This is a genomic window from Synechococcus sp. ROS8604 (assembly GCF_014279655.1).
GTDB lineage: Bacteria > Cyanobacteriota > Cyanobacteriia > PCC-6307 > Cyanobiaceae > Synechococcus_C.
This window is the reverse complement of record NZ_CP047946.1, coordinates 1,380,273-1,405,792: the sequence shown is the minus strand read 5'-3', so window position 1 is coordinate 1,405,792 and position 25,520 is coordinate 1,380,273. Positions and strand designations below refer to the sequence as shown.

27 protein-coding genes and 1 tRNA gene are annotated in these 25,520 nt (G+C 50.2%); 9 read left to right on the top strand and 19 right to left on the bottom strand.

The features are described 5' to 3' along the window. Positions 1-28 precede the first annotated feature (28 nt). Positions 29-1,972, top strand: a complete 1,944-nt coding sequence (gene dxs / locus SynROS8604_RS07360) for a 1-deoxy-D-xylulose-5-phosphate synthase (RefSeq protein ID WP_186545878.1) — start codon at positions 29-31, stop codon at positions 1,970-1,972. Between the two features lie 56 nt (positions 1,973-2,028). Here dxs and psaK read toward each other — a convergent pair whose 3' ends face one another. From psaK to SynROS8604_RS07345, 3 genes are read right to left on the bottom strand one after another with little or no spacing between them, the layout of a single operon-like run. Beyond that, positions 2,029-2,286, bottom strand: a complete 258-nt coding sequence (psaK, locus tag SynROS8604_RS07355; protein ID WP_186545696.1) for a photosystem I reaction center subunit PsaK — start codon at positions 2,284-2,286, stop codon at positions 2,029-2,031. 33 nt (positions 2,287-2,319) lie between these two features. Beyond that, positions 2,320-2,649: a DUF3593 domain-containing protein gene (locus SynROS8604_RS07350; RefSeq protein ID WP_186545695.1), complete on the bottom strand. Its 330-nt coding sequence runs from the start codon at positions 2,647-2,649 to the stop codon at positions 2,320-2,322. Further along, a complete protein-coding gene (locus tag SynROS8604_RS07345; RefSeq protein WP_186545694.1) occupies positions 2,646-2,960 on the bottom strand; it encodes a DUF2499 domain-containing protein in 315 nt (104 codons plus the stop codon). Before SynROS8604_RS07345 ends, SynROS8604_RS07350 begins: the two co-directional genes overlap by 4 nt. Positions 2,961-3,032: 72 nt before the next feature. Between SynROS8604_RS07345 and csaB the strand changes: the two genes are divergently transcribed. Beyond that, complete coding sequence (gene csaB / locus SynROS8604_RS07340) at positions 3,033-4,127, top strand: polysaccharide pyruvyl transferase CsaB (protein WP_186545693.1); 1,095 nt, start codon at positions 3,033-3,035, stop codon at positions 4,125-4,127. Between the two features lie 36 nt (positions 4,128-4,163). Here the strand turns inward: csaB and SynROS8604_RS07335 are convergent, their stop codons facing one another. From SynROS8604_RS07335 to SynROS8604_RS07280, 12 genes are all read right to left on the bottom strand, one after another. Next, positions 4,164-5,135 (bottom strand): ABC transporter ATP-binding protein, encoded by a 972-nt coding sequence (locus tag SynROS8604_RS07335; protein ID WP_186545692.1) that lies wholly within the window; start codon positions 5,133-5,135, stop codon positions 4,164-4,166. Next, entirely contained in the window at positions 5,132-5,944 is an 813-nt protein-coding gene (locus tag SynROS8604_RS07330; RefSeq protein WP_186545691.1) for a carbohydrate ABC transporter permease, read from the bottom strand. Before SynROS8604_RS07330 ends, SynROS8604_RS07335 begins: the two co-directional genes overlap by 4 nt. Then, complete coding sequence (locus SynROS8604_RS07325) at positions 5,941-6,822, bottom strand: carbohydrate ABC transporter permease (RefSeq protein WP_186545690.1); 882 nt, start codon at positions 6,820-6,822, stop codon at positions 5,941-5,943. The genes SynROS8604_RS07330 and SynROS8604_RS07325 overlap by 4 nt, the downstream gene beginning before the upstream one ends. Continuing rightward, positions 6,819-8,090: an ABC transporter substrate-binding protein gene (locus tag SynROS8604_RS07320; protein WP_186545689.1), complete on the bottom strand. Its 1,272-nt coding sequence runs from the start codon at positions 8,088-8,090 to the stop codon at positions 6,819-6,821. Before SynROS8604_RS07320 ends, SynROS8604_RS07325 begins: the two co-directional genes overlap by 4 nt. Before the next feature lie 2 nt (positions 8,091-8,092). Further along, positions 8,093-9,589, bottom strand: coding sequence for a glucosylglycerol-phosphate synthase (ggpS, locus tag SynROS8604_RS07315; RefSeq protein ID WP_186545688.1), 1,497 nt, complete (start codon positions 9,587-9,589; stop codon positions 8,093-8,095). A gap of 68 nt (positions 9,590-9,657) precedes the next feature. Then, positions 9,658-10,209 (bottom strand): peroxiredoxin, encoded by a 552-nt coding sequence (locus tag SynROS8604_RS07310; RefSeq protein ID WP_006852614.1) that lies wholly within the window; start codon positions 10,207-10,209, stop codon positions 9,658-9,660. Between the two features lie 34 nt (positions 10,210-10,243). Further along, positions 10,244-10,480 carry a 50S ribosomal protein L28 gene (gene rpmB / locus SynROS8604_RS07305; protein ID WP_006852613.1) on the bottom strand — a complete coding sequence of 79 codons (237 nt, stop codon included), beginning with the start codon at positions 10,478-10,480 and terminating at the stop codon, positions 10,244-10,246. A gap of 61 nt (positions 10,481-10,541) precedes the next feature. Continuing rightward, positions 10,542-12,446 (bottom strand): molecular chaperone HtpG, encoded by a 1,905-nt coding sequence (htpG, locus tag SynROS8604_RS07300; RefSeq protein ID WP_186545687.1) that lies wholly within the window; start codon positions 12,444-12,446, stop codon positions 10,542-10,544. 224 nt (positions 12,447-12,670) lie between these two features. Next, a complete protein-coding gene (locus SynROS8604_RS07295) occupies positions 12,671-12,895 on the bottom strand; it encodes a ferredoxin family protein (protein ID WP_006852611.1) in 225 nt (74 codons plus the stop codon). A 27-nt stretch (positions 12,896-12,922) separates the two neighbouring features. After that, entirely contained in the window at positions 12,923-14,101 is a 1,179-nt protein-coding gene (locus tag SynROS8604_RS07290; RefSeq protein WP_186545877.1) for an ATP phosphoribosyltransferase regulatory subunit, read from the bottom strand. A 47-nt stretch (positions 14,102-14,148) separates the two neighbouring features. Continuing rightward, a complete protein-coding gene (locus SynROS8604_RS07285; protein WP_186545686.1) occupies positions 14,149-15,015 on the bottom strand; it encodes an inositol monophosphatase family protein in 867 nt (288 codons plus the stop codon). Beyond that, positions 15,015-15,383, bottom strand: coding sequence for a 2Fe-2S iron-sulfur cluster-binding protein (locus SynROS8604_RS07280; protein ID WP_186545685.1), 369 nt, complete (start codon positions 15,381-15,383; stop codon positions 15,015-15,017). Before SynROS8604_RS07280 ends, SynROS8604_RS07285 begins: the two co-directional genes overlap by 1 nt. Before the next feature lie 46 nt (positions 15,384-15,429). Here SynROS8604_RS07280 and SynROS8604_RS07275 point away from each other — a divergent pair. Further along, positions 15,430-15,516, top strand: a tRNA-Ser gene (locus SynROS8604_RS07275). A 518-nt stretch (positions 15,517-16,034) separates the two neighbouring features. Next, positions 16,035-16,847, top strand: coding sequence for a phycobilisome rod-core linker polypeptide (locus SynROS8604_RS07270; protein WP_222930137.1), 813 nt, complete (start codon positions 16,035-16,037; stop codon positions 16,845-16,847). A gap of 78 nt (positions 16,848-16,925) precedes the next feature. On the opposite strand, the gene pstB is transcribed toward SynROS8604_RS07270, so the two are convergent. The 3 genes from pstB to pstC are packed head-to-tail and all read right to left on the bottom strand — an operon-like array spanning position 16,926 to position 19,656. Next, positions 16,926-17,744 carry a phosphate ABC transporter ATP-binding protein PstB gene (gene pstB, locus SynROS8604_RS07265; protein ID WP_186545683.1) on the bottom strand — a complete coding sequence of 273 codons (819 nt, stop codon included), beginning with the start codon at positions 17,742-17,744 and terminating at the stop codon, positions 16,926-16,928. A gap of 58 nt (positions 17,745-17,802) precedes the next feature. Then, positions 17,803-18,705 carry a phosphate ABC transporter permease PstA gene (gene pstA / locus SynROS8604_RS07260; RefSeq protein WP_186545682.1) on the bottom strand — a complete coding sequence of 301 codons (903 nt, stop codon included), beginning with the start codon at positions 18,703-18,705 and terminating at the stop codon, positions 17,803-17,805. Between the two features lie 3 nt (positions 18,706-18,708). After that, complete coding sequence (gene pstC / locus SynROS8604_RS07255) at positions 18,709-19,656, bottom strand: phosphate ABC transporter permease subunit PstC (RefSeq protein ID WP_186545681.1); 948 nt, start codon at positions 19,654-19,656, stop codon at positions 18,709-18,711. Between the two features lie 142 nt (positions 19,657-19,798). Here pstC and dnaK point away from each other — a divergent pair, with 142 nt between their 5' ends. Genes dnaK through murQ form a run of 4 tightly spaced genes read left to right on the top strand, consistent with a single transcriptional unit; the run spans position 19,799 to position 24,096 of the window. After that, a complete protein-coding gene (gene dnaK, locus SynROS8604_RS07250; protein ID WP_186545680.1) occupies positions 19,799-21,793 on the top strand; it encodes a molecular chaperone DnaK in 1,995 nt (664 codons plus the stop codon). Then, complete coding sequence (locus tag SynROS8604_RS07245; protein WP_186545679.1) at positions 21,777-22,682, top strand: DnaJ C-terminal domain-containing protein; 906 nt, start codon at positions 21,777-21,779, stop codon at positions 22,680-22,682. Before dnaK ends, SynROS8604_RS07245 begins: the two co-directional genes overlap by 17 nt. Before the next feature lie 44 nt (positions 22,683-22,726). Next, positions 22,727-23,164 carry a DUF3110 domain-containing protein gene (locus tag SynROS8604_RS07240; RefSeq protein ID WP_186545678.1) on the top strand — a complete coding sequence of 146 codons (438 nt, stop codon included), beginning with the start codon at positions 22,727-22,729 and terminating at the stop codon, positions 23,162-23,164. Then, positions 23,161-24,096: an N-acetylmuramic acid 6-phosphate etherase gene (murQ, locus tag SynROS8604_RS07235; RefSeq protein ID WP_186545677.1), complete on the top strand. Its 936-nt coding sequence runs from the start codon at positions 23,161-23,163 to the stop codon at positions 24,094-24,096. The genes SynROS8604_RS07240 and murQ overlap by 4 nt, the downstream gene beginning before the upstream one ends. Here the strand turns inward: murQ and mtnP are convergent. Next, positions 24,090-25,007: an S-methyl-5'-thioadenosine phosphorylase gene (gene mtnP / locus SynROS8604_RS07230; protein WP_186545676.1), complete on the bottom strand. Its 918-nt coding sequence runs from the start codon at positions 25,005-25,007 to the stop codon at positions 24,090-24,092. The genes murQ and mtnP overlap by 7 nt on opposite strands. 85 nt (positions 25,008-25,092) lie before the next feature. On the opposite strand from mtnP, the gene SynROS8604_RS07225 reads away from it, so the two are divergent. Next, entirely contained in the window at positions 25,093-25,518 is a 426-nt protein-coding gene (locus SynROS8604_RS07225; RefSeq protein WP_006852597.1) for a peptidylprolyl isomerase, read from the top strand. The last annotated feature ends 2 nt before the right edge of the window (positions 25,519-25,520 follow it).

Sequence of the window (25,520 nt, the reverse complement as noted above, 5' to 3'; positions counted from 1 at the left end):
GATTGAATGGATAGGTCTGGGGATGGGTATGCAACTGAGCGAATTGACCCATCCCAATCAGCTGCACGGGCTGTCTGAGGCGCAGCTTGAGGATGTGGCCAAACAGATTCGTGAACGCCATTTAGAGGTGGTGTCCAACAGCGGCGGGCATCTTGGGCCTGGATTAGGCGTTGTTGAACTAACCCTGGCGCTATACCAAACGCTTGACCTTGACGAAGACAAGGTGGTGTGGGATGTGGGGCATCAGGCCTATCCGCACAAATTGATTACAGGTCGATATGGAAACTTCGACTCCCTGCGTCAACAGGGAGGAGTGGCCGGTTATCTGAAGAGAACGGAAAGTCGTTTTGATCATTTCGGTGCTGGGCACGCGAGCACATCCATCTCGGCAGCCCTCGGAATGGCCATGGCTCGTGACCGGCAAGGTCTTGATTACAAATGCGTTGCTGTGATTGGCGATGGGGCCCTCACCGGTGGCATGGCCCTGGAGGCGATTAACCATGCCGGTCATCTGCCATCCACTCCACTGCTCGTTGTTCTGAATGACAACGACATGTCGATCTCTCCACCTGTTGGTGCGCTATCGACGTATCTCAACCGGATGCGCTTAAGCCCGCCTCTTCAATTCTTGTCTGGAAGCGTCGAAGAGAGCGTGCGGCATCTCCCCTTCATGGGCGGAGAAATTCCACCGGAACTTAATCGTCTCAAAGAGAGCATGCGCCGGCTGGCGGTTCCCAAAGTTGGCGCTGTGTTTGAGGAACTTGGTTTCACCTACATGGGTCCGATCGATGGTCACGACATTGGCGAAATGACGCGAACGTTCCAGGCCGCACATCGCGTCGGTGGTCCGGTGATGGTTCATGTTGTTACAAAAAAAGGCAAGGGCTACCCCTACGCAGAAGCCGATCAAGTTGGGTATCACGCCCAGTCAGCCTTCAACCTCAGTACAGGCAAAGCAAGGCCGAGCAAAACCCCCAAACCACCGAGTTACAGCAAGGTGTTTGGACAAACACTTGTCAAACTCTGCGAACAGAACCCAAAGGTGGTTGGGATCACAGCTGCCATGGCAACGGGAACAGGCTTAGACATCCTTCAAAAAGCGCTACCCGAGCAATACATCGACGTCGGCATCGCTGAGCAGCATGCCGTGACACTCTCGGCTGGCATGGCTTGCGACGGACTCAGGCCTGTTGTGGCGATCTACAGCACGTTTTTACAGAGAGCCTTCGACCAGCTCATTCACGATGTGGGGATTCAAAAACTGCCGGTGACCTTTGTTTTAGATAGGGCAGGAATTGTTGGGGCCGATGGTCCGACCCACCAAGGGCAGTACGACATCAGCTACATGCGGGCGATTCCAAATTTCACCGTGATGGCACCCAAGGATGAAGCTGAGCTTCAGAGGATGCTGGTGACGTGTCTCAATCATGACGGGCCCACTGCTCTGAGAATTCCTCGTGGCCCTGGTGAAGGGGTACCCCTCATGGAAGAAGGCTGGGAGGCTCTTCCGATTGGCTGTGGTGAGGTGGTACGTGAAGGCCATGATGTGTTGGTGGTGGCCTATGGAGCCATGGTTCCGAAGGCAGTAGCCACCGCGAAATGCTTGTCCGCTGTAGGTGTTGAGGTTGCGGTAATCAACGCGCGTTATCTACGCCCGCTGGATGAAGCACTCATTCATCCCATGGCCATGAAGATTGGCAAGATCGTCACGATGGAAGAGGCTGCATTACCAGGCGGTTTTGGCTCAGCTGTTCTCGAATCTCTCCAGGAGAAGGGGTTAGCGATCCCCATGCTCCGCATTGGCATTCCTGACCAATTGGTGGATCATGCAACTCCCCAGCAGAGTTTTGAAGCCTTGGGTTTAACCCCGGATCAAATGGCCGTCCGGATTAAGCAGCATTTCCAGATGCAAACAACGGGCTCGCTCAAGCTCGAAGAAAAAAAGCCAGCTGAGATGACGTCAGCTGGCTGAAGTGTGGTGAGCGAAGGCAGCGCTACTGCCTTTGCTCAGCGGATTATCAAGGAAATTTAAAGAACACCTCGGGCTGCAAGTCCCTGGATCGCACCAATGCCAATGATGTGGCCAAGGCTTGTGGTAGCAAGCATGCTTCCGTGACTCATACCCCCAAAGAAATTGGCGCCGGGCAGTTTGAGACCCACGTTTTGATGCTTAATTGTGGCTTTGCCAATCCCGATGGCGATGACATTGCAGACCACCATCACAAGGGCAACCTTGGGTGACCAGGAAAGAGTGGCGGGAGCTATAGCCAGAAGAGGAGTGAACATGCAGCGCAACAAGCGACACCTCATCTTCCGATTTCAACGCCCCAAGATCTCCTCCTCGTAAGAGTTATTCACTGGCTCTTTGGATTTTGTGCGAAGCAAACCGGCAACAATGCAGGCATTACTCAACGTGAGGAAGGCTTCCGCACCACCATGAAGCCAATCCACAGCGACCAATTCAGAGTCGTAACGAACAAGAGCAAACACCGCCGCCGCAATCGTGACAGCAACGAACAACAGGGTGAGCTGAAAACCAAGAACGGTCAATTTAGGGAGTTGCTGGCTGCGCCCAAGGTGAAAAAGAAACACCAAATAAGGAAGCAGGGACAGGGCAAACAGGGGGCCTGGATCAAAGTTCGACGTCATCCCTTCACCTTCATATCCACCGGTGCGTTGCGTTGCAGATTCCAGGCAGCAATCGCAAGGGTGACGTTTCCAAGGAGGGTTGTACTGGCCTGCAAAGTAACGAGCCAACGAAGACTCTCAGCATTGTCATAGAGGTGCCAAGTGCATGCAGCCATGGCGCTGATCAGAGCCGGAATCATGGCTGCAGAGAGCCAGATCATGCTCATCTGAGAGCCGCGAGATCCACGCTGAGCGATCAACACCATCGCCAACAGCCACTCAAAGACAGAAGCCACATGAATCCACCATGTGCCAAGCGAAAGGGCATGCATGCAGTACAACCGAGCGATTCACCAACGTAGACGCCCTAAGCGCTGATAATGAGGGTAAGCATGGTGTTGTGAATGTCTGGGCTGGCTCCGTCTTTTTCGCCTAGGCGCATTCTCCTCTGTGGCTATTACGGAGAACACAACCTTGGAGATGACGCCCTGCTTGAGGTGTTGAACAAGCAGTTGCCCGAGAGCTGGCAACCCTTGATTACAGCCCACGATGCATCGGCGGTTCAAACGCTTGTTCCGAATGCAACTGTCGTGAACAGGAGGTCATTAAAAGACGTCTTGAAGAGCATTAAACACGTCCAGGTGGTGGTGCTGGGAGGTGGAAGCCTGCTCCAAGACAGCACAAGTTTTCGAAGCCTTCTTTATTACATCGTTTTGATTGTGGTGGCACGAGCAAAACGCAAGCCCGTCTTGCTATGGGGGCAAGGTCTCGGACCGCTCAAGCATCCATGGAGCCGCTTTCTCGTGGGCGTTGTTCTCAATGGTGCTACCTCGATTACCTGGAGAGACACAGCATCCATACAACTGGCCAAGCGACTGGGAATCAAAACGACGATGTCAGTGGCTCCCGATCCGGTCTGGACCCATCACATGAATGAACACAAAGGGGGGGGGAATATTGTGCTGTGTTGGCGACCAAGCCAATTGTTAACAGACGCTGGATGGTCAGTCCTGCTGCAAGGCGTCGATTATTTGAGCAAAAGCAGCGATCGATCGGTCACATGGTTGGCCTTTCACGCCAATCAAGATGTCAACTTGCTGCAAACCCTGACAGAGAATGGCTTGATACCCAATAGCTTGGCGGCAAAATCAGAAACTGTTGTCGCAGAAAACATCAAGCATGCAGAACAAATATTTAGCGAGGCAAGTCTCGTCATTGCCATGCGATTGCATGCTCTAATTTTAGCAATTGTCAATCAATGCCCAACGGCAGGACTCAGCTATGACCCAAAAGTAGAAGCAGCAGCACGTACGGCTGATGTGCCTTGGTTTGATTTATCACACCTGCCAAGCCTAGAGATTCTGCTGGAACAATGGCAAACATGCATGGAAACTCCTCCGTCCAAGCGCCGTCTACAGAGCATCAGGACACAATCCTACGAACACGAAAAGATACTCAGGTCAACGTTAAGTCGAGTAGAAAAAGAACACAAAGAGTAATTAAGATAAGCCAATATTAACGAAGTGATATCAATGCTAAGAAAGACGAGACCCGCTCTCTTCATCAAAATGATGCTCATCTGAAGAGTTCCAAGAAACGAAGGGTGTCTCAGGAATTTCAACAGACGTTGAGCAGGATAATCTCAACTGACCTTGAGGAGATTCAAGGTAGACAAGCTGAGAACTTCCGAGCCATTCACGGGAAATTAATTTGCAAGGAAGCCCCTCCTTGGAAAAGAAAAGAGCCTCCGGTCTCACAGCACAGACAACACCATTTTTGGGCGAAAGACAATTGATTTGAGGACGACCAATAAATTTGGCAATGAACAAAGTTTCAGGACGATGATAAAGATCTGCAGGAGTAGCAACCTGTTGAATGCGCCCAGAGTGGAGAACAGCAATACGATCAGCAATGGCCATCGCTTCATGCTGATCATGCGTGACATGGATCACTGGTTTTTGTCGGTTAAGCACTAGACGACGAAGTTCTGGACGTAACTCTTCGCGAAGTTGAGCATCCAAATTGCTCATAGGCTCATCGAGCAGATACACATCTGGATCGCGTAACAAAGCTCTCGCTAGCGCCACCCGTTGCCTTTGACCTCCAGACAACTGAGCGGGCAACACATCTGCATGCTGTTGCAGTTGAACAAGATCAAGCATGTCTTGAATCCGTTGCAGCCGTTCAGCAGGACGGACCCCTCGTACGCGAAGACCTAGTTCCAAGTTTGCCATCACAGTCAAATGTGGAAGCAAGGCATAACTTTGAAAAACCATTCCCACAGCTCTCTGAGCAGCTGAAGCATATGTAACGTTAGCTTGATCAAGAATGATCTCGCCTTCAGAAACAGGATCAAGGCCAGCAATGAGGCGCAGGGTTGTGCTTTTACCACATCCAGATGGACCAACTAAGGCAACACATTCACCATTATCAACATGAAGATTGAGATGACGTACAATCCATTGTTGACCAACACGACGTCCTAAATTTTGAATTTGAAGAGTCATCCTTTTACAGCTCCGCTAGTTAGACCAGAAACAATCGGTTTTTGAAAGATCAGAACAAGTAGGACCAAGGGGATGGAGCCGAGCACAGTTGCTGCTGCATAAGCACCATAAGGAACAGAATAAATGGAAGATCCTGCAATTCTAGCCATGGCAACGGGCAAAGTTAATTTATTAGAATCACTAATCCAAGTTAAAGCAATAGGATACTCATTCCAAGAGAAAAGAAACACCAGAATGGCTGTACTCGCGGTTGCAGGGGAAATCAAAGGGATCAAGATCCAACGGAATCTTTGAAATAATGAAAGGCCTTCGAGCTTTGCCGCATCCTCTAATTCCGGTGGCAGATCACTGAACGCACTATTCAATAGAAGAATGGCAAGAGGTTGAGAAAGTGCAACGTAGGGGAGGCTTAAAGCTAGGAGCTGGTTACCCAGATTCAAAACACGCGCTAATTCAAGCAAGGCCAAGAACAACAGCACGTAAGGAAACAGAGCAGCCCCAACAAGTGCCAATCGACTCAACATGGATACCTTTCTTGGAACCCGATTTAATGCATAGGCAGCAGGGAGAGCGAGCAGTAAACAAAGAAATGTACTAGATACGCCCACAATCAAACTGTTAACGAGATAACGCCAAAACGGTGGATTAGATGTTAAAATATTCTGATAATGAACAAGAGTCCAGCGGTGGTCGATGGAAGCAAATGGTTGCGTAAGAGCTTGATCACTACAGAGGGAAGTGTAAACCTGCCAGAGCAAGGGGCCTAACGACCAAAACAAGAGCAGTCCAACAAGAAAACGACGGTTCATGACTCAACGACCTCCTGTGACTTTGAATGCGTAGGAATAAGAATTTGCAAAACAATCCAAGCGAGAATACAAAGAAGACTGATAAGTATAAAACTAGCCATTATAATCGTTGCACTATAGCCAAAGTCTAAAAACCTAAGGGCATTCAAATAAGCATATAAGGCAACACTTTCAGTACTACTAGCAGGTCCACCTCCTGTAAGAACTTGGATCAGATCAAACACACCAAAGGCTTGTGCAAGTCTAAAAAGTAAGGCAAGAAGGATGTACGGACGAAGCAAGGGAAGAGTGATACGTCGTAAGCAAATAGACGCATTGCCGCCCTCGAGACGCACGGCTTCATAAAGGTCCACTGGAATCGTCTGCAATCCAGCCAACAAAATCAATGCAGCAAAGGGCGTTGTTTTCCAAACATCAGCCCATACGGTTGCCATCCATGTGAGTCTTGGGTCACCGAGAATATTCAGTGATCCCAATCCGATGATTCTAGTTAAGTGATCAACCGGTCCATAAGGAGTATTAAAAATCCAGCGCCATCCAAGTGCCATCACAGTGGTTGGGAGTGCCCAAGGAATCAGGGCAAGGGTTCTCACAACATCTCGTCCTCGCCAGCGCTGATCCAGTAGGAGGGCAATCATGAGGGCAAGAACGAGCTCAAGACCTACAGACACTCCGGAAAAACGCAGTGTTTGCCCAAGATCCTGCCAAAAGCGTTGATCTTGTAGCAATCGCAGCCAATTCGCTCCACCATTGGGGATCGCGATTAGCCCGGTAATAACAGAGTCGGCATGAAAACTAAGCCATGCATAACGCAGTAAGGGACCAACAAAGACAACAACAAGCAGCAGAAGTGCTGGAATTAACAAAAAAGAGATCATGGCTGATCACCTGCTGAGATTAGGATTTGCCGGGTGTTCTCTGTTGCCACATCCATCCCTGCCTTGGGTGTCTGTTCATGCGTGAGAATACTGCTGAGTTGGCGTTGCAAAACATCACTAATTTGAGCATACAGAGGAGTTTCCGGTCTTGGCTTAACAACTTTCAAGGCCTTCTGAAAATCTTCGAGTATTGGAGATTCGGTTAGCAATTGTGGATCATCAAAAACAGCTTGTTGTGTTGGTGTATATCCATACTGGATATACAGCTGCTTTTGAGCAGCATCAGTCGTTAGAAAACGGATCGCTTCAATCGAAGCATTCACATGTTTAGAACCCTTCAAAACTGTCAGTCCCCAGCTCCCAAGGGTTGAAGTCGCATGGCCAGGCATGGCCACCATCGTTGTGATGCCAACATTGCCCTTCACAGCGCTGTCGGATTTTTGCAGCTCAGCCCAGGCGTAGGGCCAATTCCGCATAAAAGCTGCATCACCAACTTTGAAACTCTGTAGAGCCTCAGGTTCCGCATAATTGGTAACGGCCTCTGGGCTGACGCCACGATCAATAAGCCCTTGCAACCAAGCTGCAGCTTGTACACCTGGTTTCATATCTAAGCCAATTTGATTGTCAGTAGGATCCAACCAATCACCACCAAAGCCATCAATCATTTCCAAATATACACAACTAAGCCCCTCATATTGTCGGCCTTGCCAGACATAACCCCAATCAATTTTATTATTTTTCTGAAGAGTTTGACTGATTAAGACCAATTCATCAGGTGTTTCTGGTGGTTTGTCCATCAGATCCGTTCTGTAATAAAGCAATCCCATATCTGAGGTCATAGGCCAGCGATAAAGATGACCGTCATAGGAGTTTCCCTCGCGAGCACCGATCGCTAATGAATCCAAATCATTTTGATTGAAAAACCCCTCAAGAGGTTCCATCCAGCCAGCTGCTGCATACTTAGGTAGCCAGGTCACATCCATAAGCAAGCCATCAAAAGGTGCTTTGCCTAAAAGCAGACTACTAATAGCTAAATCTGAAATAGCTTCTGTTTCTAACGGGCCCCTAATAACGTTTAGATGAATTTCCCCGCGATGCTCCTTATTGAATTGCTTGACCAAATCCTGAGTCGCATCGGCGAAGGGAGCAGCCATCAAAAAAGAAACTGATTCAATCGATCTTGCTTGGACGAGCCCAATAAAGGCAGTACAAACCAATACAACAGAGAGAGAAACGAGAACCCTGCGCAGGAACATATTCAAATTCATCTTCAAATACCTTTCTGACCTTCAAGAGCATTCATTTGCTCACTAACCCAGTCACTCACTGTAAAACTCTCGACAGCACTGCTCATTCTGCTCATACGTTTAATCTGTTCATCTTTGGGCATTTCTAGAGCGCGTTCAATCGTCTCGTCCATCTGTCGATGGGAATAGGGATTGGTCAAGATTGCTCCATCAAGAACGACAGAAGCACCCGTAAATTCTGACAGAACTAAGACACCGCCCCGATCCTTACGTGCTGCCGCATATTCCTTTGCGACGAGATTTAAACCATCACGCAGGGGGGTAATCCAACAGATATCTGAACGCGTAAACCATGCAACCATTTCCTCATAGGGTATGCGCCTTGTGGAGAACCGGATAGGAACCCAATCAATCAAACTAAATCGACCATTGATGCGACCTGCCGTTTCTTCGATCGTACGTTGGGTATCTTCGTAGATTTTCATGCCGCTTGCAGCGGCAACACAAGCGAGCATGAGCACAACCTTCCCATGCCAATCAGGTCGCCGTTCCAGTAAACGTTCGAACGCAAGCAACAGCTCTTCATTGCCTTTGGTGTAGTCAACTCGGCTAGCAGAAAGAATGAGCTTTCTACCTTTTTTGGTGTCGTCATCAATTTTATCAGCCAATTCTTGAACATCATCACGACCTGCAAGCTCCTGAATAACATCCGGAGATGTTCCAACAGGAGAAGACAAGAGCTGAATCTTACGGCCCTTGTAATGTAAGCAAGGGGTCTCCGAGGGTTCTGTTAAAGCGGAGCCAGTTGAAACGAATCGAGGATTGACAGGTTGCTTCGCTCCCTTCTTGGCACCGAGTAAGCAGTTGGCCGCACGGGCAAAGTTTTCGGTATAACGGGGAATATGGAATCCCACCACATCACAACTTAGTAGGCTTTCAAGGATTTGCTCACGCCATGGCAAAATGGCAAAAACATCATTACCGGGGAACGGCGTATGATGGAAGAAAGCAATCTTTAAATCAGGCCTTAATTCTCTGATGTAGCCAGGAACAAGCCATAAATTGTAGTCATGAACCCATACAGTGGCTGATTCAGCTGCCTGCCGACAGGCAGCTTTAGCAAATCTCAGATTGACTTCTTCGAAAATACCCCAATCTGCATTGTTGACATTAAAATGGGTTGGGAATGTATGCAGAATTGGCCAAAAGGATTCTTTCGATGTGACGTGATAAAAGCTTGATATCTGATTCTCTTCTAGGGGAATTCTGCACAACGTAAAGGGGCTGGGATCCGACATCGAAATTCTTTCATCATTCGAATCTTCAACATTGTCAACCTTCCTCCAGGCGATCCAAGTGCCATTTTCTCTTGTGCGGAATAAATTCCTTAATGTAGGAATAATCCCATTGGGACTTTTCTGATCGCACCAAATTCTCTTGCCATTTTCATCTCTTCCTTCATCAAATGGCGTGCGATGGTACAGAAGAATGAAAGGACTTTGTCCCTTTGTGACCGCCATGCTTCACCTCTCGTTTTTGGCTCTATAGAGCCATGGTCAACCCTCCATCTCTAACACGCACAGATAACTCAACCAGTCTGTAACTCATTGAGACGCGTTAGCACCTCCTTGGCATGACCGACGGGACGGACTCCTGTCCATACAGCTCGAAGAACAGACTCAGGATCAATGAGAAACGTATGCCTCATCGAGTATGGGGCCATCCACGACCCATAGGCTTTGCTCACGAGGCCATCTGGATCGGAGAGCAACGGAAATTTCAACTCCTCAGAGCTACAAAACGACTCGTGATCGCTGACGGAGTCAGCACTGATCGCAACCACCTCTGCCCCTTTCTTTTGAAAGGCAGGCAACGCATCCTGAAAGCCATGAGCTTCGATGGTGCAACCAGAAGTGAAATCCCTCGGATAGAAGTAAACCACCAACCAACGTCCTTGGAGGTTGGTCAAACTCCAACGTGTTTGCTCTGGATGAACACTGCTGAAACCAGGAAGATCAAAATCGGGAGCTTTGATTCCGATCTCAGGAGCTTGACCGCCCAATGCACTGACTCGGCCGGGAGCCAATAAAAAAACCCCTGCCCCCAGAACTGCAGTCTGGAGGAGGGATCGTCTATTCATGAAACCGTTGTCAGTGACCGAATTCTAGAGAGATTCAGAGTTTTGCGAGGTTGATTCCCAGGGAGCGGGCGTAGGCGCCCAAACCTTTTTTCTGGATGGTCTTAAGAGCTCTGGTGGTGATACGCAGGTTGATCCAACGCTTGCCCTCTGCCCACCAGAGACGACGCTGCTGCAGGTTTGCCTGTTGCAGCTTTTTGGTGCGTATATGCGAGTGGCTCACAGCCATGCCGTTGTTGGCGCGAGTACCTGTGAGCTGACACACCCGTGACATAACGGCGTCCTTGAGAAAGCGATGGCCAATGGCCGAATCGATACTTTAGCAAAGTGTCTGCTTAGAAACCTCTCTCCATCAGACGGGACATCAGCTGCAAATTTTTGGTTTGGAAATTTGCAAGCTCTTTCGGATCCAGTCCTCCTACAGACAGCTTGGCTGTTTCGTACAAGTGTTGGGCCAGATCACGGGCAAGCATTTCGCTAGGCGATTGGCCGGCATCGCCAACAATGAAACCGCCTGATTGAAGTTTAAGTAAGCCTTCAACAAGGGGATGTTTTTGATTGACGAGCAGAACGTGATAGTCGGGCAATCCCGGTAACCGCTGATCCATGAGCGCACCAATGTCGTTCATGCGGCGCATCTGCTCAGGAAGCAAAATCAAAGCGGCAGGCCCTTCAGACCCAGATTTAAGAGCTTGAACCTGGATCGTCACTTTATCGTTATCAAGGGCATCTTTGATCAACTTCCTCAAGCTTTCACTTTTCGTTTCTCCATCTCCATCACTCAACTCTGGCGTATCCTCTTTAAGGGATGAATCCAACTCAGCGTCAACGCGCTGGAATTTTAATTCTTCATGCCGAGATTCAAGCCATGGAATAAACTGACTATCAATGATTGTATCTGCGAACAAAACCTCACGATCCTGCGAAGTCCATAAGTTCAATGCTGCTGATTGTGAGACTTCGTCAGTACAATATAAAATGATTTTCTCATCGGCAGGCAGCCTTCCGCGATAACCCTCAAGCGTGGTGAAGTTGCGTTCATTCCCTTTAATGGGGTCGCAATGTTCGCTTGAAGAAGCGGAGGTACTGGTCGCGAACATCACCAGTTCTTCTACCTGATCAGCAAACTTATCATCTTCCATCGCTCCAATTTTTACAAACGGTGCTAATGACTCCCAAGCTTCTGCATAGGCCTGCGGATCGTCTTTTTTAAGGCTGCGCAGTCGATCAGAAACCTTCTTGGCAACAAAATTACCAATGGAACGAACGCGACGATCGGTCTGCAGAGCACTTCTGCTCACATTTAAAGGAATGTCGGGAGAGTCAATAGCACCCCTTAGCGGAAGAAGGTAACGAGGAACCACCTCTTTGATGGAATCGCTAACAAACACTTGATTGCAGTAAAGCTTAATTTCTCCCTTCTCCCAGTCAGCTCTACCGGTTTGCTTGGGGAAAAATAGAATGCCCTGCAGATTGTATGGATAATCGGTATTTAGATGAACCCACAGCAAGGGGTCACCCTGGAATGGATAAAGGTAATTATAAAGGTCAATATAATCTTGATCAGAAAGCTCCCGAGCACTTTTACGCCAAGGTGCCACCATTTTATTAATCGTTTCTCCTTCAAGCTGTACTGGTACTGACATAAAGTCGCAGTACGTATTAATCAGCGTTTTTATTCTGGCTGGCTCTATATATTCCATTTCCTCCTCCATGAGATGGAGGATGACATCTGTTCCAGCGTCGGATCGTTCAGCTGCGGTCAAATTAAAATTAGGAGAACCGTCGCAAGACCAACGCACGGCTTCTTGGTCAGGCTTTGCAGACTTCGTAAGCAGTTCAACCCGCTCTGCCACCATAAAGCTCGAGTAAAAACCCAAGCCAAAATGACCAATGATCGCATCATCTTCCTGCTTGTATTTCTCTAGAAAATCTTCAGCGCTTGAAAAAGCAACTTGGTTGATATAGCGCTTCACCTCATCTGCCGTCATACCAATTCCGTTGTCGGAAATGGTCAAAGTTTTGGCCTCACGGTCTATATGAATTTTTATCGCGCCATCATCCCCCTCGCTGCAATCCCCTGCCATTGCTGCCATTCGCCGTTTGCTGATCGCATCAACGCCGTTGCTGACAAGCTCGCGCAAAAACACCTCATGGCCGGAGTAAACCGCCTTTTTGATGATCGGGAAAATATTCTCGGTGTGGATCTGAATTTGACCCTGTTCGTCCATCACCGCCATACCAACAACTTGTAAAACTGAAGTTTAGAGATGCACCCTGTCAAGGCACAACAGCTAGTAGAGGGTGGTTCTCCGAACCTCATAATCCAGGATGATCCTCAATGGCATAAAAAAAACCAGCAACACTCTTCCAAAAGGCTTTTTACAAAAACACTCCCACGCTCAACAAGACAATCAGGAATGGAGCATGTACTCCTCAGCGTTGATCCAATGAGAAGATGAAATCAACCAGGTGTTTGTAGATCCGCTCGCTCCTCAGGAAGGATGGCATTGGCTACAGGGCAAACCTGCAGGCAAATGCCGCAATCAATACACGTATCAAAATCAATCCAATAAAAATCTGTCCCTTTTTTATTTTTCCCAGCTCCTGGATTGATGCAGGCAACAGGACAAGCATCAACACAGTCAGCAACGCCCTCGCAGATATCGGTGACGATCGTGTGTGCCATAGCTGTTGGTTGTCTTGCCTGGGCAATCTAATCAGACAACCAGTCGATGGTGTTGCACCCCGAGGGTTGCAGACGCTGATCGGCTTCTTCACGATTTCGACAAGGCCTGAGATCACATTGGGCGACTTGTCCTTGGGCATGCCAGCTGGTCTGTTTCAACAGAGCTTTTTCAAGTGTTGAATCATCGCTCCAGCAAACTAAAATGCTGGATTGCCTCTTGACATGTTCGGGGCTAGAGCCAGGAAGATCACGAATATCGTCAAGGCAAAAACTGAAGCCCACTCCTCCAGCATTCAGCTCGCCTTCGCCACAACGTTGCACGAGGCCGTCATAGCGCCCGCCGCGGGCAATCACAACGGGAGCAGACACCCCCTGGCAAACCAACTGAAACACCAAACCGTCATACAGCTCATGATGCGGATGAAAGGTTGGGTCCAATTGAAGGGTCAACGATTGTTGTTCGGCGAGAGGACTGAGATGCAGAAACAATCGTTTCAAGTCATTGAGCACTGGCTGTGACCCGAAACTTTCTCCCAAAAGATCAAGAATGGTCTGGGGTGTACCTCGACAGTCCAGTAAGTTCAGCAACCGTTTGAGATCCGACGCCTCCAGCCCCATGGCTTCGAGTCCGAGTCGGTCGTATTGAATTAAGCAAGTGCGAATCTCTTCCCGTATCGGAGGTTCAAAAGGAGCCAACACCAATTCCATCAAGGACGTGTGACCAATCAAGAGTTGGGGTTGATGCTCGCCAAGCAGCGAGAGAGCATTCATCGCTTCTAGAAGCAAGGTGAGAAGTTCGAGTTCTGCTGCCAGATCCTTAACGCCAAAGAGCTCTACACCACTGTGCAGTTTTTCCTCGATGCACAGTCCTCCCTCTTCAGCCGTTCGACTCTCGAAAATCGTTCCGCAAGCACAGAGCCGTAGAGGTCTCGGTCGATCTTTGAGTCTTGTGCAGGCAGCTCTAGCAATGGAAGCTGTCATCTCTGGTCGAAGACCCAGGGGGTCATCGGCCACAAGTCGAACGACGTCATGACTGGCAATCGCACCCCCGGCCATCAGTGTGTCGAGCCGTTCCACCTGCGGGGGCGACACCTCGTCGTATCCCCAATGGCGATAGACCATCGTCAACTGTTCTCTCAAATGCTGATTCTGTTGGACCTGCTTCGGATTCAGATCTCGAGCGCCCGTGGCGGGTTGCAGGGCCATCCAGCTAGTCAACAAATCACGAACAGTGATCCTATGACTGCCGATCCTCAAGCTCCATAAAGCTTGGGTTCCAAGGCGGTCACCCGTGAGAGTTCTTGCTTGAGGGGGAGATGCAGCCCTGGTGATGTCGCAAGAATCCTGCCTTCCTGCACATCAAAGGCGGAATCTTTGTAATCACCAACACAACCACCAGCACAGGCCACCAATGCGGCACCTGCCGCAAGATCCCAGGGAGCCAAACCCCGCTCCCAATAGCCGTCCAGGCGTCCAGTTGCCACAAAAGCCAGGTCAACAGCAGCGGCACCACCCCGACGAACACCGCGACAACGATGGGTTAGCCAACAAAACTCGGCGTAATTGTTGTCAATTCGCTCATGCCTGTCGTAAGCGAATCCCGTGACAAGAAGACTGTCTTGCAAAGAGCTGCAGTCACTGACCTGAATCGGAGCATCGTTGACAAAGCTCCCTTGATTGGGAGAACACCAATAGGTTTCGTTGAGGAATGGAACGGCCACGGAACCCAGCAGGGGCTTCCCCTTCCAGATCAAGCCCACAGACGTGGCGAAGAATGGATAACCGTGGGCAAAGTTTGTCGTTCCATCGAGAGGATCCACGCACCAACACAACGATCCCGGCGTGCCACTGGATCCCGATTCTTCCGCAAGGATCGAAATGGTTGGAGTGTGTTCTCTTAAGTAGTCGAGAACCACTTTTTCAGCAGCCACATCGGCGTTGGTGACCAAATCACCCACACGACCCTTGCTTTCGATGCTGCTGAGGCGTCCGTAATGCTGCATCAGCACCGCTGCTCCCAGGTTGGATGCAGCGCGGGCTACCTCAGCAAGCGTTTGCTGCGTGGAATCATCGAGTTCTGCATCGAGGGCAACCTGTCGGCAATCAAGCATGGGAGTCATCACTCATCCTCCAAAGGAAGGCCAGGGCGAACCTGACCACGTCCGAAATGACGTCCAAACTGAAGCTCATAGACCTCATCCTCATCTTGCGTGATCGCTTCAAGGGGACCCATGGCTCTTGCCACGCAAAGCAAGCCATATCCCTGTTGCCTGAGCTCTTTTGAGAGTCCCATGGCCTCTGTTTGATCCAGACATCCCTTTTGCACCTTCACCGCGCAGGACGTACAGCAGCCATTCCGACACGAGAAAGGAAGCGGATCACCCTGCTGCTCGAAGCTTTGGAGGATGTACTCCCCCTCAGGAACCTGATGGGTAATCGTCCGTCCAGCCTGGGGCCAGTGAATTGTGACTGTGTGATTTGGTCTCATATCAGGCCCTCAGGAAACGCCCTGCTACATTCTCATCTCAGCCACTGGAGAGGTGGCCGAGTGGTCGAAGGCGCAGCACTGGAAATGCTGTATAGGGGCAACTCTATCGAGGGTTCGAATCCCTCCCTCTCCGTTCAAGCTCCTCACTCCCTTGCTTCGCAAGGGTTTTTTTATGGGAACTCCCTTCTGCAAAGGGGGACGTTCCACCAAGAAATGGTCATGAAGGACGTTCCATCAAGGAATGACCATGAAGGACGTGCCACCAAAACCGGCTTAAGACCGAGAAAACTAAAACAACAAAATCGAAGCATTCATTGTCGTCAACACATCCAAGGACTAGGAATTACTTTCAGGCAAAATAACAGCAACATACAGTCGGCAATCCAACATTTCAAGAACGAGAAAATATTTATTGAAAAATGTATAAAAAGTACTCACAACTTTACGCAAGACACACAAATGCAAAAAACATAGAAATACAGGCATCAACTCACAAGGTATTTATTTTTCCTAAGCAAATCAAGCACAACAATTAAACACCGTAAGATCGCTCACCCACGCACATCTACAGACTTGCAAAAGTCAAGTTCTAGTTTTAAATTCTAGTTCAACGTGCACTGGGTAAGTACTCTTTTCTCGCCTAAATCACTCATGCCAAATCACTCCTCTGGGCTACTTGTAAACGAAGCATCAAATAGGAAAACTCAAATTTCCTTTGCAAGCAATTCTGGCACCAAGAATGGGACAGCATTAACGAACGCAGAGTATAGAAAAAAACATTGCCTAAACATGAAGGTCAGCATCGGTCCTAGATCCCACGAAAATTGTCCATTTGGAGTGACATTTCAGGAATTCCATCCATCTAATCCTGAAGCACATGAAATAGCTATTGCAGCTACTTATAAGCAAATATTCGGGAATTTAGGACTTACACAATCACAAAGGATGCCAGAACTGGATGCGCAGCTATTGGATGGTCGCATCACTGTAAGGACGATGGTGAAGGCCTTAGCCAAAACAGAAGTCTACAAACAAGTTTATTTTTATCAAGTCTCACCATGGCGATCTATTGAACTGCTTTTTAAGCACCTCCTAGGGAGATCACCCATCTGCAGAGAAGAAGTTGCTACAAAAACAAAACATCTGCATGACTTCGGCTATGAGTCACTCGTGGACAGCTTTGTCGATTCCGCAGAATATATAGAAGTCTTTGGAGATTCGATTGTTCCTCACAAAAGGGCCTTCAAGTCAGAAGCTGGTATGAGAACGATTGTCTTTAAATCCTCCTTAGAAATGCATAACCGAGAGGCATCAAGTGATAGCGCATTAGGAACAAGAGCCCTTACTCAGCCAATTTTGCTAAAAAGAAGCAACATCTCCCTATTCAAAGGATCGAATTCATCGATGTCAAAGACTACAAGATTCTGGGAAGTGCCTACAACCAGCAAAAGAGTGTACTGGTAAATAGTCGTTAATCAAGGGCCCTTCGCTGTCTTTCAAAAGTTAAATCTGGAGATTCTCCGAGGGGCCACCAAACCATCATCAACCAAAGCGTCCAGAAACATAATCTTGGGTGGCCTGCTGCGCTGGAGCATTAAAAATTTTGTCTGTGTCATTGAATTCAACGAGATAGCCTACTTTCCCTGTGCCCCCTTCAAGAGCCTCAGCATTAAAGAAAGCTGTCATATCACTCACACGAACAGCTTGCTGCATGTTATGAGTCACAATCACAATCGTGAAACTCTTCTTGAGCTCATGGATGGTTTCCTCAATCTTCAAGGTTGAGATGGGATCAAGTGCAGAACAGGGTTCATCCATCAAAATAACCTCAGGCTCTATCGCGATGGTGCGTGCAATGCAAAGACGCTGCTGTTGACCACCTGAAAGTGAATTTCCACTCTCTTTGAGCTTGTCCTTGCATTCATCCCATATGGCTGCTTGGCGTAGTGATTTTTCTACTAATTCATCCATATCACCGTTATATCCGTTAATACGTGCACCAAAGGCTATGTTTTCATAAATGCTTTTCGGAAAAGGATTAGGTTGCTGAAAAACCATTCCGATTCGCCGCCGTACTTCCACAGGGTCAACATCGGGAGCGTACAGATCAGCTCCATCAAAAAGTATTCTTCCATGAAGAGAACATCCCTCAATCAAATCATTCATACGATTAAGGGCACGTAATAATGTAGACTTACCACAACCTGAAGGTCCAATAAAGGCCGTTACCTGTCCTCTCGGGATATCACAAAATACATTCTTTAAGGCTTCAAAATCACCATAGCTAATGGTTGCATTCTGAATTGATATGCAAACGTCAGAATTCGGATGGGGTAACTCTGGAGAAGATGAAGCGGTCATGAATGGAAAGAACGTTGAGTCTGCAAGTGAGTTGCTAAAACGCCGTTGAGCGGGCGTTTCATTGATTGGCTATCCTCCCGAGCCAACGAGCCAGCAGGTTCAGTGCAAGTATGAACACCACAAGGATAAAGGAAGCAGCCCAAGCGAGTTGATTTTGAACATCGTAAGGCTGAGCTGAAAAATTATAAATTAAGACAGATAGAGTTGCAATTGGCTCGAAGATCCCATTCGGCCAAAAAGGTGAAAAAAGCGCTGTAAAAATCAACGGTGCTGTTTCACCAGCCGCTCTAGCAATCGACAACACCACTCCTGTTGCAATGGGGGTAAAAGCCTTGGGGAGAGTGATTTGGCTCACGGTCACGAAGTGAGATGCCCCGACGCCAAAAGCAGCACGCCTAAGGTCGTTAGAGACAAGTTTCAAGCCTTCATCCGTTGTTTTGACCACTGTGGGAAGCATCAGGACAGAAAGGGCTGCTCCTCCTGCAATTGCGCTGAAAGTATGGCCAAAAAGGATTCGCGTAGAAACAATCACTCCATAAATGAAAACACCGGCAATTATTGATGGCACGCCAGCAAGAACATTGGTGCCAAATCGAATAAATTGAGAAAATCCCTTGCCAGTGGAGTATTCAGCCAAGTAAATACCACCTCCAACGCCAATGGGAATGGCGAGCATTGTGGCAATAGCTGTCACAACAATACTGCCAAGAATTGCATTGCCAACACCGCCACCTGATCCCCCTGGAGGCGGAGGAAGTTGGGTAAAAAGATCAATGTTTAAACTTGCCACTCCCTTGATCAGAATATAAATAAGAACGGCGATCAGGGGTAAGACAGCCAAACATGCAAAAACTCCCGCCAAGAACGACAACAGTCTGCTGCTGATATTGCGCTTTCTCCAGCTTTTGTAGCTCAGATCGGGAATGCCTTCTGCAGACCTTTCGATGGAGGAATATCTCATATTTTAATACTTAAGACTCAGACGTTTCACAAGCCATTGAGCCATGATGTTGACAATTAAAGTCATAACCATCAAGACGAAAGCTGCGTACATAAGGGAAGAGAGCTGTCCTACATCTGCCTCCCCAAACTGGTTCGCAAGCATGGCTGAAATGGTATTTCCGGGAGCCAACAATGACCAACTAAAAACATTGGAGTTTCCAATGATCATTGTGACGGCCATGGTTTCTCCCATGGCTCTGCCGAGAGCGAGCATCACTCCACCAACGATTCCTGATACAGCCGCAGGGAGTATCACGTTCAAAATGGCTCCCCATCGCGTCGCACCAACGCCATAGGCAGCTTGGCGCAATCTCATCGGCACTTGATTTAATGAATCGCGGGCAATAGCAGTAATAATCGGTAAAATCATCACAACAAGAATCAAAATTGCCGGAGCAATCCCTGGTCCTAATGGCTCCGTACTAAAGAAGGGAATCCAGCCAAAATCCTCATGTAGAAACATGAGAAATGGGTGAATAAATGGCTCTAAAATAAAGATCGCCCATAACCCCAACACCACTGAAGGGATGGCCGCCAGGAGCTCAACCATCAAGCCAATAATATTTCTGATTTTAAGCGGAATAATATTTTCAGTAATGAATATTGCCGTGCCTACACCTAAAGGGATAGCAATCACTAGTGCCAAAAGAGAAGTAACGAGCGTTCCATAAATTGCCGTGAAAGCACCGTATTCGTCATCAACAGGATTCCAGTTGGACGTGACCAAAAACGACAGTCCGTAGCGCCCCATCGACTCCAACGATCCCCAGAACACCACCACAAGGATGGAGATGAGGATCAGCGCAACCATGGAGGCCATGACGACGACGAGCTTCTTGAAACTGCCATCCACCAACTTTTCAGCCGGTGGTCTGCTTCGAAGCAGATATTGAGCCTTGAATTGCTTCACTCTGCTGGCAGACAGATTGCGGAACCGTACCCGCGCGCCGGCTGTTTTGCAGGTAAGCGAAAGAACACCACAGAATTCCCCCTCACAAGAGCTTGGTGATTGGAGTTTGGACCGTTAACTTGGAGACACCAAACGCGCGGTTATGGGCCGGATCGTCGGAATCGACCTGGGAACCACGAATTCCGTCGTCGCCGTGCTTGAGGCGGGTCGACCCGTGGTGATTGCCAACGCGGAAGGCACGAGGACCACTCCATCGGTTGTTGGATACACCAAAGAGGATGAGCTGCTGGTAGGGCAGCCCGCTAGGCGTCAACTCGTTCTCAATCCTCGCAACACTTTTTCCAATCTCAAGCGTTTTGTTGGACGCGCCTGGGATGAACTCGACGACAACACACTCACCGTTCCTTACACCGTGAGTGCCAACAACCAGGGCAACGTTCGTGTGGCCTGTCCTCAGACCGAACGGGAATATGCACCGGAAGAGCTTGTCTCGAGCATCTTGCGCAAGCTTGTTGACGATGCCAGCACTTACCTAGGCGAAACGGTTGACGCCGCCGTTCTCACCGTTCCGGCCTATTTCAATGATGCCCAGCGTCAGGCGACGCGGGATGCGGGACGCCTCGCCGGCCTATCGGTGGAACGGATTCTCAATGAGCCCACGGCTGCAGCCCTGGCCTACGGCTTTGATCGCAGTGCTGTTCGTCGTGTTCTTGTCTTCGACCTGGGTGGAGGGACCTTTGATGTGTCGCTCCTTCGGATCGCCAATGGTGTTTTCGATGTAAAGGCCACCAACGGCGACACCCAATTGGGTGGCAATGACTTTGATCAACTCATCGTTGATTGGCTTGCTGATGCCTTCCTCCAACAACATCAAATTGATCTGCGCAGGGATCGGCAAGCGCTTCAACGTCTCACTGAAGCGGCCGAAAAAGCCAAGCAAGAACTCTCAGGCATTTCGACCACGCCGATCTCCCTGCCCTTTATTGCCACCGGTCAGGAAGGCCCCCTTCATATCGAGACCACTCTCGATCGCAAAACGTTTGAAGGACTCTGTCCTGATCTGCTTGATCGACTGCTAACCCCCGTTCAGGCAGCGCTTCGCGACTCAGGCTGGCTCGCAGAAGACATTGATGACGTGGTGCTTGTGGGTGGCAGCACACGGATGCCCATGGTGATGCAGCTCGTGAGAACGCTGATCCCCCATGACCCCTGTCAATCCGTCAACCCTGATGAGGTGGTTGCTGTGGGTGCCGCCGTTCAAGCCGGAATCATCACCGGTGAGCTGAGAGATCTGCTTCTCAACGACGTCACACCTCTGTCCCTTGGCCTGGAAACCGTGGGGGGACTCATGAAGGTCCTGATTCCTCGAAATACGCCAATTCCAGTGCGTCAATCCGACGTGTTCAGCACCTCTGGTGCCAATCAATCGTCTGTGGAAATTCATGTTTGGCAAGGTGAGCGTCAAATGGCGCAAGACAACAAGTCCTTAGGCCGTTTCCGCTTATCAGGGATTCCACCTGCCCCCCGTGGTGTCCCTCAAATCCAAGTTGCGTTTGACATCGATGCCAACGGAATTCTTCAAGTGAGTGCAACAGATCGCACCACGGGTCGAAAGCAATCCGTCACGATTCATGGTGGCTCGAATCTCAATGAAGACGAATTGCAAGCACTCCTCGCCGAGGCGGAAGCTCGCTCCGATGAAGATCGCCGCAAGCGTGCTGCGATTGAGCGCCGCAATTCAGCCCTGACGTTGGTGGCGCAAGCAGAGCGACGTTTGCGTGATGCAGCCCTTGAGCTTGGTCCCTATGGCGCCGAACGGCAACAGAGGAGCGTAGAAATGGCGATGCGTGATGTTCAGGATCTGCTCGAGCAGGATGATCCTCAACAGTTGGAAATGGGCGTGAGTGGCCTGCAAGAAGCTCTCTTCGGGTTAAACCGCCGTCTCTCTGCAGAACGAAGCAGCGAGGCGGGGCCCTTGCAGGGCATTCGCAGCACTCTCGGAACGCTCAAAGACGAACTCTTCGCAGACGATGATTGGGATGATGACCCTTGGTCCACGGGCAACACCCGTTCCGATGAACGCATGAGAAGTGGACGTCGCGGAATCGACCCCTGGGATGATGACTTCTATCGCTGAGCCCGATTATTGGGCCCTCCTTGGTCTTGATCCAGGCAGTGACGGAGACTCGCTGAAGAGAGCCTTCAGGCGCGAAGCAAGGCGTTGGCACCCGGATCTCAACGGGAACGATCGCCAGGCGGAAGAGCGCTTCAAACTCGTCAATGAGGCCTATGCCGTCCTCAGTGATCACGACAGGCGCGTCGCCTGGGAGCGTCAACGCAACGGTCGAAGTCCCAGCCAAGACCCATTTGCTTCAGGATTTCCTGATTTCGAGGAGTATCTCGCCGTTGTTTTGGGCATCGGTGATCCTCCAGAGCCCGATCGTGCCGAATCCACACACAACGCTGATCAACAGCAAGCGGAGCACAGACCAACCCCATCTCCCCAACCTCCCCCACCTGTTCGCTCGCAGGACAATCTCGAAACAACGGTTGTGCTGACCCCTGACCAGGCCCTTCACGGCACGGCTGTGAACCTGGAGCTCTCCGACGGAACGGTGATCGAGGTGGATACACCTCCTTTTGCGGGGGATGGCTGGCGTCTCCGCCTAGAAGGCGTGGCACCGGGTGGACGGGATCATTTTTTGCAGTTGCAAGTGGTCACCGAGGAGGGCCTACGCATTGATGGATTGCGCGTGCTGTACCGCTTGGAACTGTTTCCACCCGATGCAGCCCTTGGATGCGCGGTGGATGTTCCAACGCTGTCCGGATCCGTAACCCTTCAAGTCCCTCCAGGTTCATCGAGCGGTCGCCTGCTGCGACTTCGCGAACGTGGCCTCGTCTGGAATGACCGCCAAGGAGATCAGCTGGTGGAGGTGGTCATCGTGATTCCTGCCCATCTGAATGATGACGAACAAGCCCTCTACCAGAGGCTTCAGGAACTGAGCTTGGATCAAGGGCGGATCTGATCCAGGACTTTCGATGAGAGACTGAAGGTGACCTCAAACAGCTCATGCTCGTTCACGTCCTTCTTTACGACGCCGGTCAGGACAGTGAGGGCATTCATTCCCTTGAGTTGTCTGGTCAGACCGTGGTTTTGATGTTTGAAAACTGCGACGATGCCGAACGCTATGCAGGCCTGCTAGAGGCCCAGGACTTCCCAACTCCCACGGTCGAAGCCCTCGATCAACACGAGGTGGAACTCTTCTGCACAGAGGCTGGGTATGAGGCGCGACTGGTTGAAACTGGCTTCGTCCCCACATCGGACGATGAGCGCTTGATGCTGGCTCCTCCGAGCTCCAATCGAGACGTCAGTAATTGGCAATCTGAAGATCCATCTGTCGATTCATCTGTCGATCCATCTGTCAATTCATCCAGCGATAGCGTTCCGTCATCCAGCGCGAATGATGGACTGGATGATGTCCGGCGGCGTCTGGAGGGTTTGTTGTGAAGCCTTCTGAAAATCGGGGTTATCTCACAACAGAGCAGTCGAACCCCCGCAGCACTGATTTGGACGTGTTGTCCACCAATGAGCTAGTCAAGCTGTTCATCGACGAAGATCGCAAACCTCAATTGGCGGTTGAAGGGGCGTCTGAAGCTCTCAGTGCTGCCGTCGATGCTGTGGCCATGCGCTTAAGCAAAGGCGGACGGCTGTTTTACCTCGGAGCAGGAACATCGGGCCGCCTTGGCGTGTTGGATGCCGCTGAATGTCCTCCCACCTTTTGCAGTCCACCCGAGCTGGTACAGGGGGTCTTGGCGGGGGGTGCTCCGGCCCTTCTTCGTAGTTCAGAGGGCCTTGAGGATCTTGAGACAGCGGGGGTTGACGACCTCAAAAGCCATCAATTCGGATCGGATGACTGCCTGGTCGGCATTGCCGCTGGTGGCACCACGCCCTATGTCCGTGGTGCACTCCAATACGCCTTGGAGTTAGATGCCCTGGCCATTGCCATGGCCTGCGTTCCTGCAGAACAAGCACCCATGCCTTGCCACCTGGATATCCGCTTAATCACCGGACCAGAGCTGCTGACTGGATCAACGCGTTTGAAGGCGGGAACCGCCACAAAAATGGCACTCAACATCCTTTCCACCGGGGTGATGGTGAAGTTGGGAAAGGTGTATGGAAACCGCATGGTCGATGTCGCAGCGAGCAACAGCAAGCTGGTCGACCGCTCTCTGAGAATTTTGACTGATCTCGTGGGCTTGTCGCGCGAGCAAGGGCTTCCGCTGTTGGAGGAAGCCAAAGGATCGGTCAAGCGGGCTCTCGTTATGGCGGCTGGGTCCATGGGTCTTGAAGATGCTCAAACCCTGCTCGCTAATCACAACGGAAACCTGCGCATAGCCCTTGGTTCCATTGGAATCACACTGAATTCAACAACTCATTGAGCTTGCGTGCTGACAGGCCCCCAATAGGCACTTGTGAATAAATCAAGCCGTTGCCTGGTCTCCACCGGAACCGCTTCAGGAGGTGTCATCAAGGCATCTTTGAGGGCGTGATGGGCAGGAGAAGAAGGACGTTCACGCCCTAATTTCTCCATGAGAGCGAAGAGGATCGGCCCTGTTGCAGTGGCATTGGCCTTGAGGTTGTCAATGATCATTTCAACGGTCACAGCGTCGTGCTCGGTATGCCAGCAATCGAAATCGGTCACCATGCTGAGAGAGGCATAGGCAATTTCAGCTTCGCGTGCCAAACGGGCTTCGGTGTGGTTCGTCATGCCGATCACATCACAACCCCAATTGCGATAGAGCTCACTTTCCGCTTTGGTCGAGAAAGCCGGACCCTCCATGCACAGGTAGGTTCCACCGCGATGCAGCTTGTGTCCGGACGGCATCTCGTTCGTTGCTGCTGCTGCAAGCAGATCACTGAGGCGCTCACAAAACGGTTGCGCCAGGCTGACATGGGCCACACAGCCATCGCCAAAGAACGATTGCGGCCTCTGCCTCGTTCTGTCGATGAACTGATTGGGAACAACCATGTCGCGAGGGCGCAGATGCTCCTGAAGAGATCCCACGGCAGATACCGAGATCAACCAACGCACCCCTAAGGAGCGCATCGCCCAGATATTGGCTCGATAGGGAACTTCGCTTGGAAGCAGGTGATGCGAGCGCCCATGGCGGGCAAGAAAAACCACCTCAACGCCATTCAGTTGACCGACGCGCAAACAATCAGAAGGAACACCGAATGGGGTGTCCAACGTGACCTCTTCAACCGATTCGAGCCCATCAATCGCATACAAACCACTGCCACCGATGACACCCACTCGAGCGTCTTGGAGAGAGGAATGGAGTGTGGACATGCTTTAGGGAAGGCGCACATTGTCACTCATCTTGCTCGCTTGCTTAGGATTCGTTTTTGCCTTTGGTGCCTTGACGACAGTCCTGATGAAAACGGATGCCGGCCAGATCAAGCTGGAAATGTTCGATCAAGATGCGCCGAACACCGTCGCCAATTTTGTGAAGCTCGCGCGCGAAGGTTTCTACGACGGTCTTGCCTTCCACCGCGTCATTGATGGTTTTATGGCCCAGGGTGGATGCCCCAATAGCCGTGAGGGCGCCAAAGGGATGCCTGGAACGGGTGGTCCTGGTTACACCATCAATTGCGAAATCAACAGCCGGAAGCATGCTCCAGGCATTCTTTCCATGGCCCACGCCGGTAAGAACACGGGCGGAAGTCAGTTCTTCATCGTCCATGAGGCACAGCCCCACCTCGACGGCGTTCACACCGTGTTTGGACAAACCGGAGACATGGATGTGGTTCTTGCCTTGAAAAACGGCAGTCGCATTGAAAGTGTGACGGTGACCGACTGATC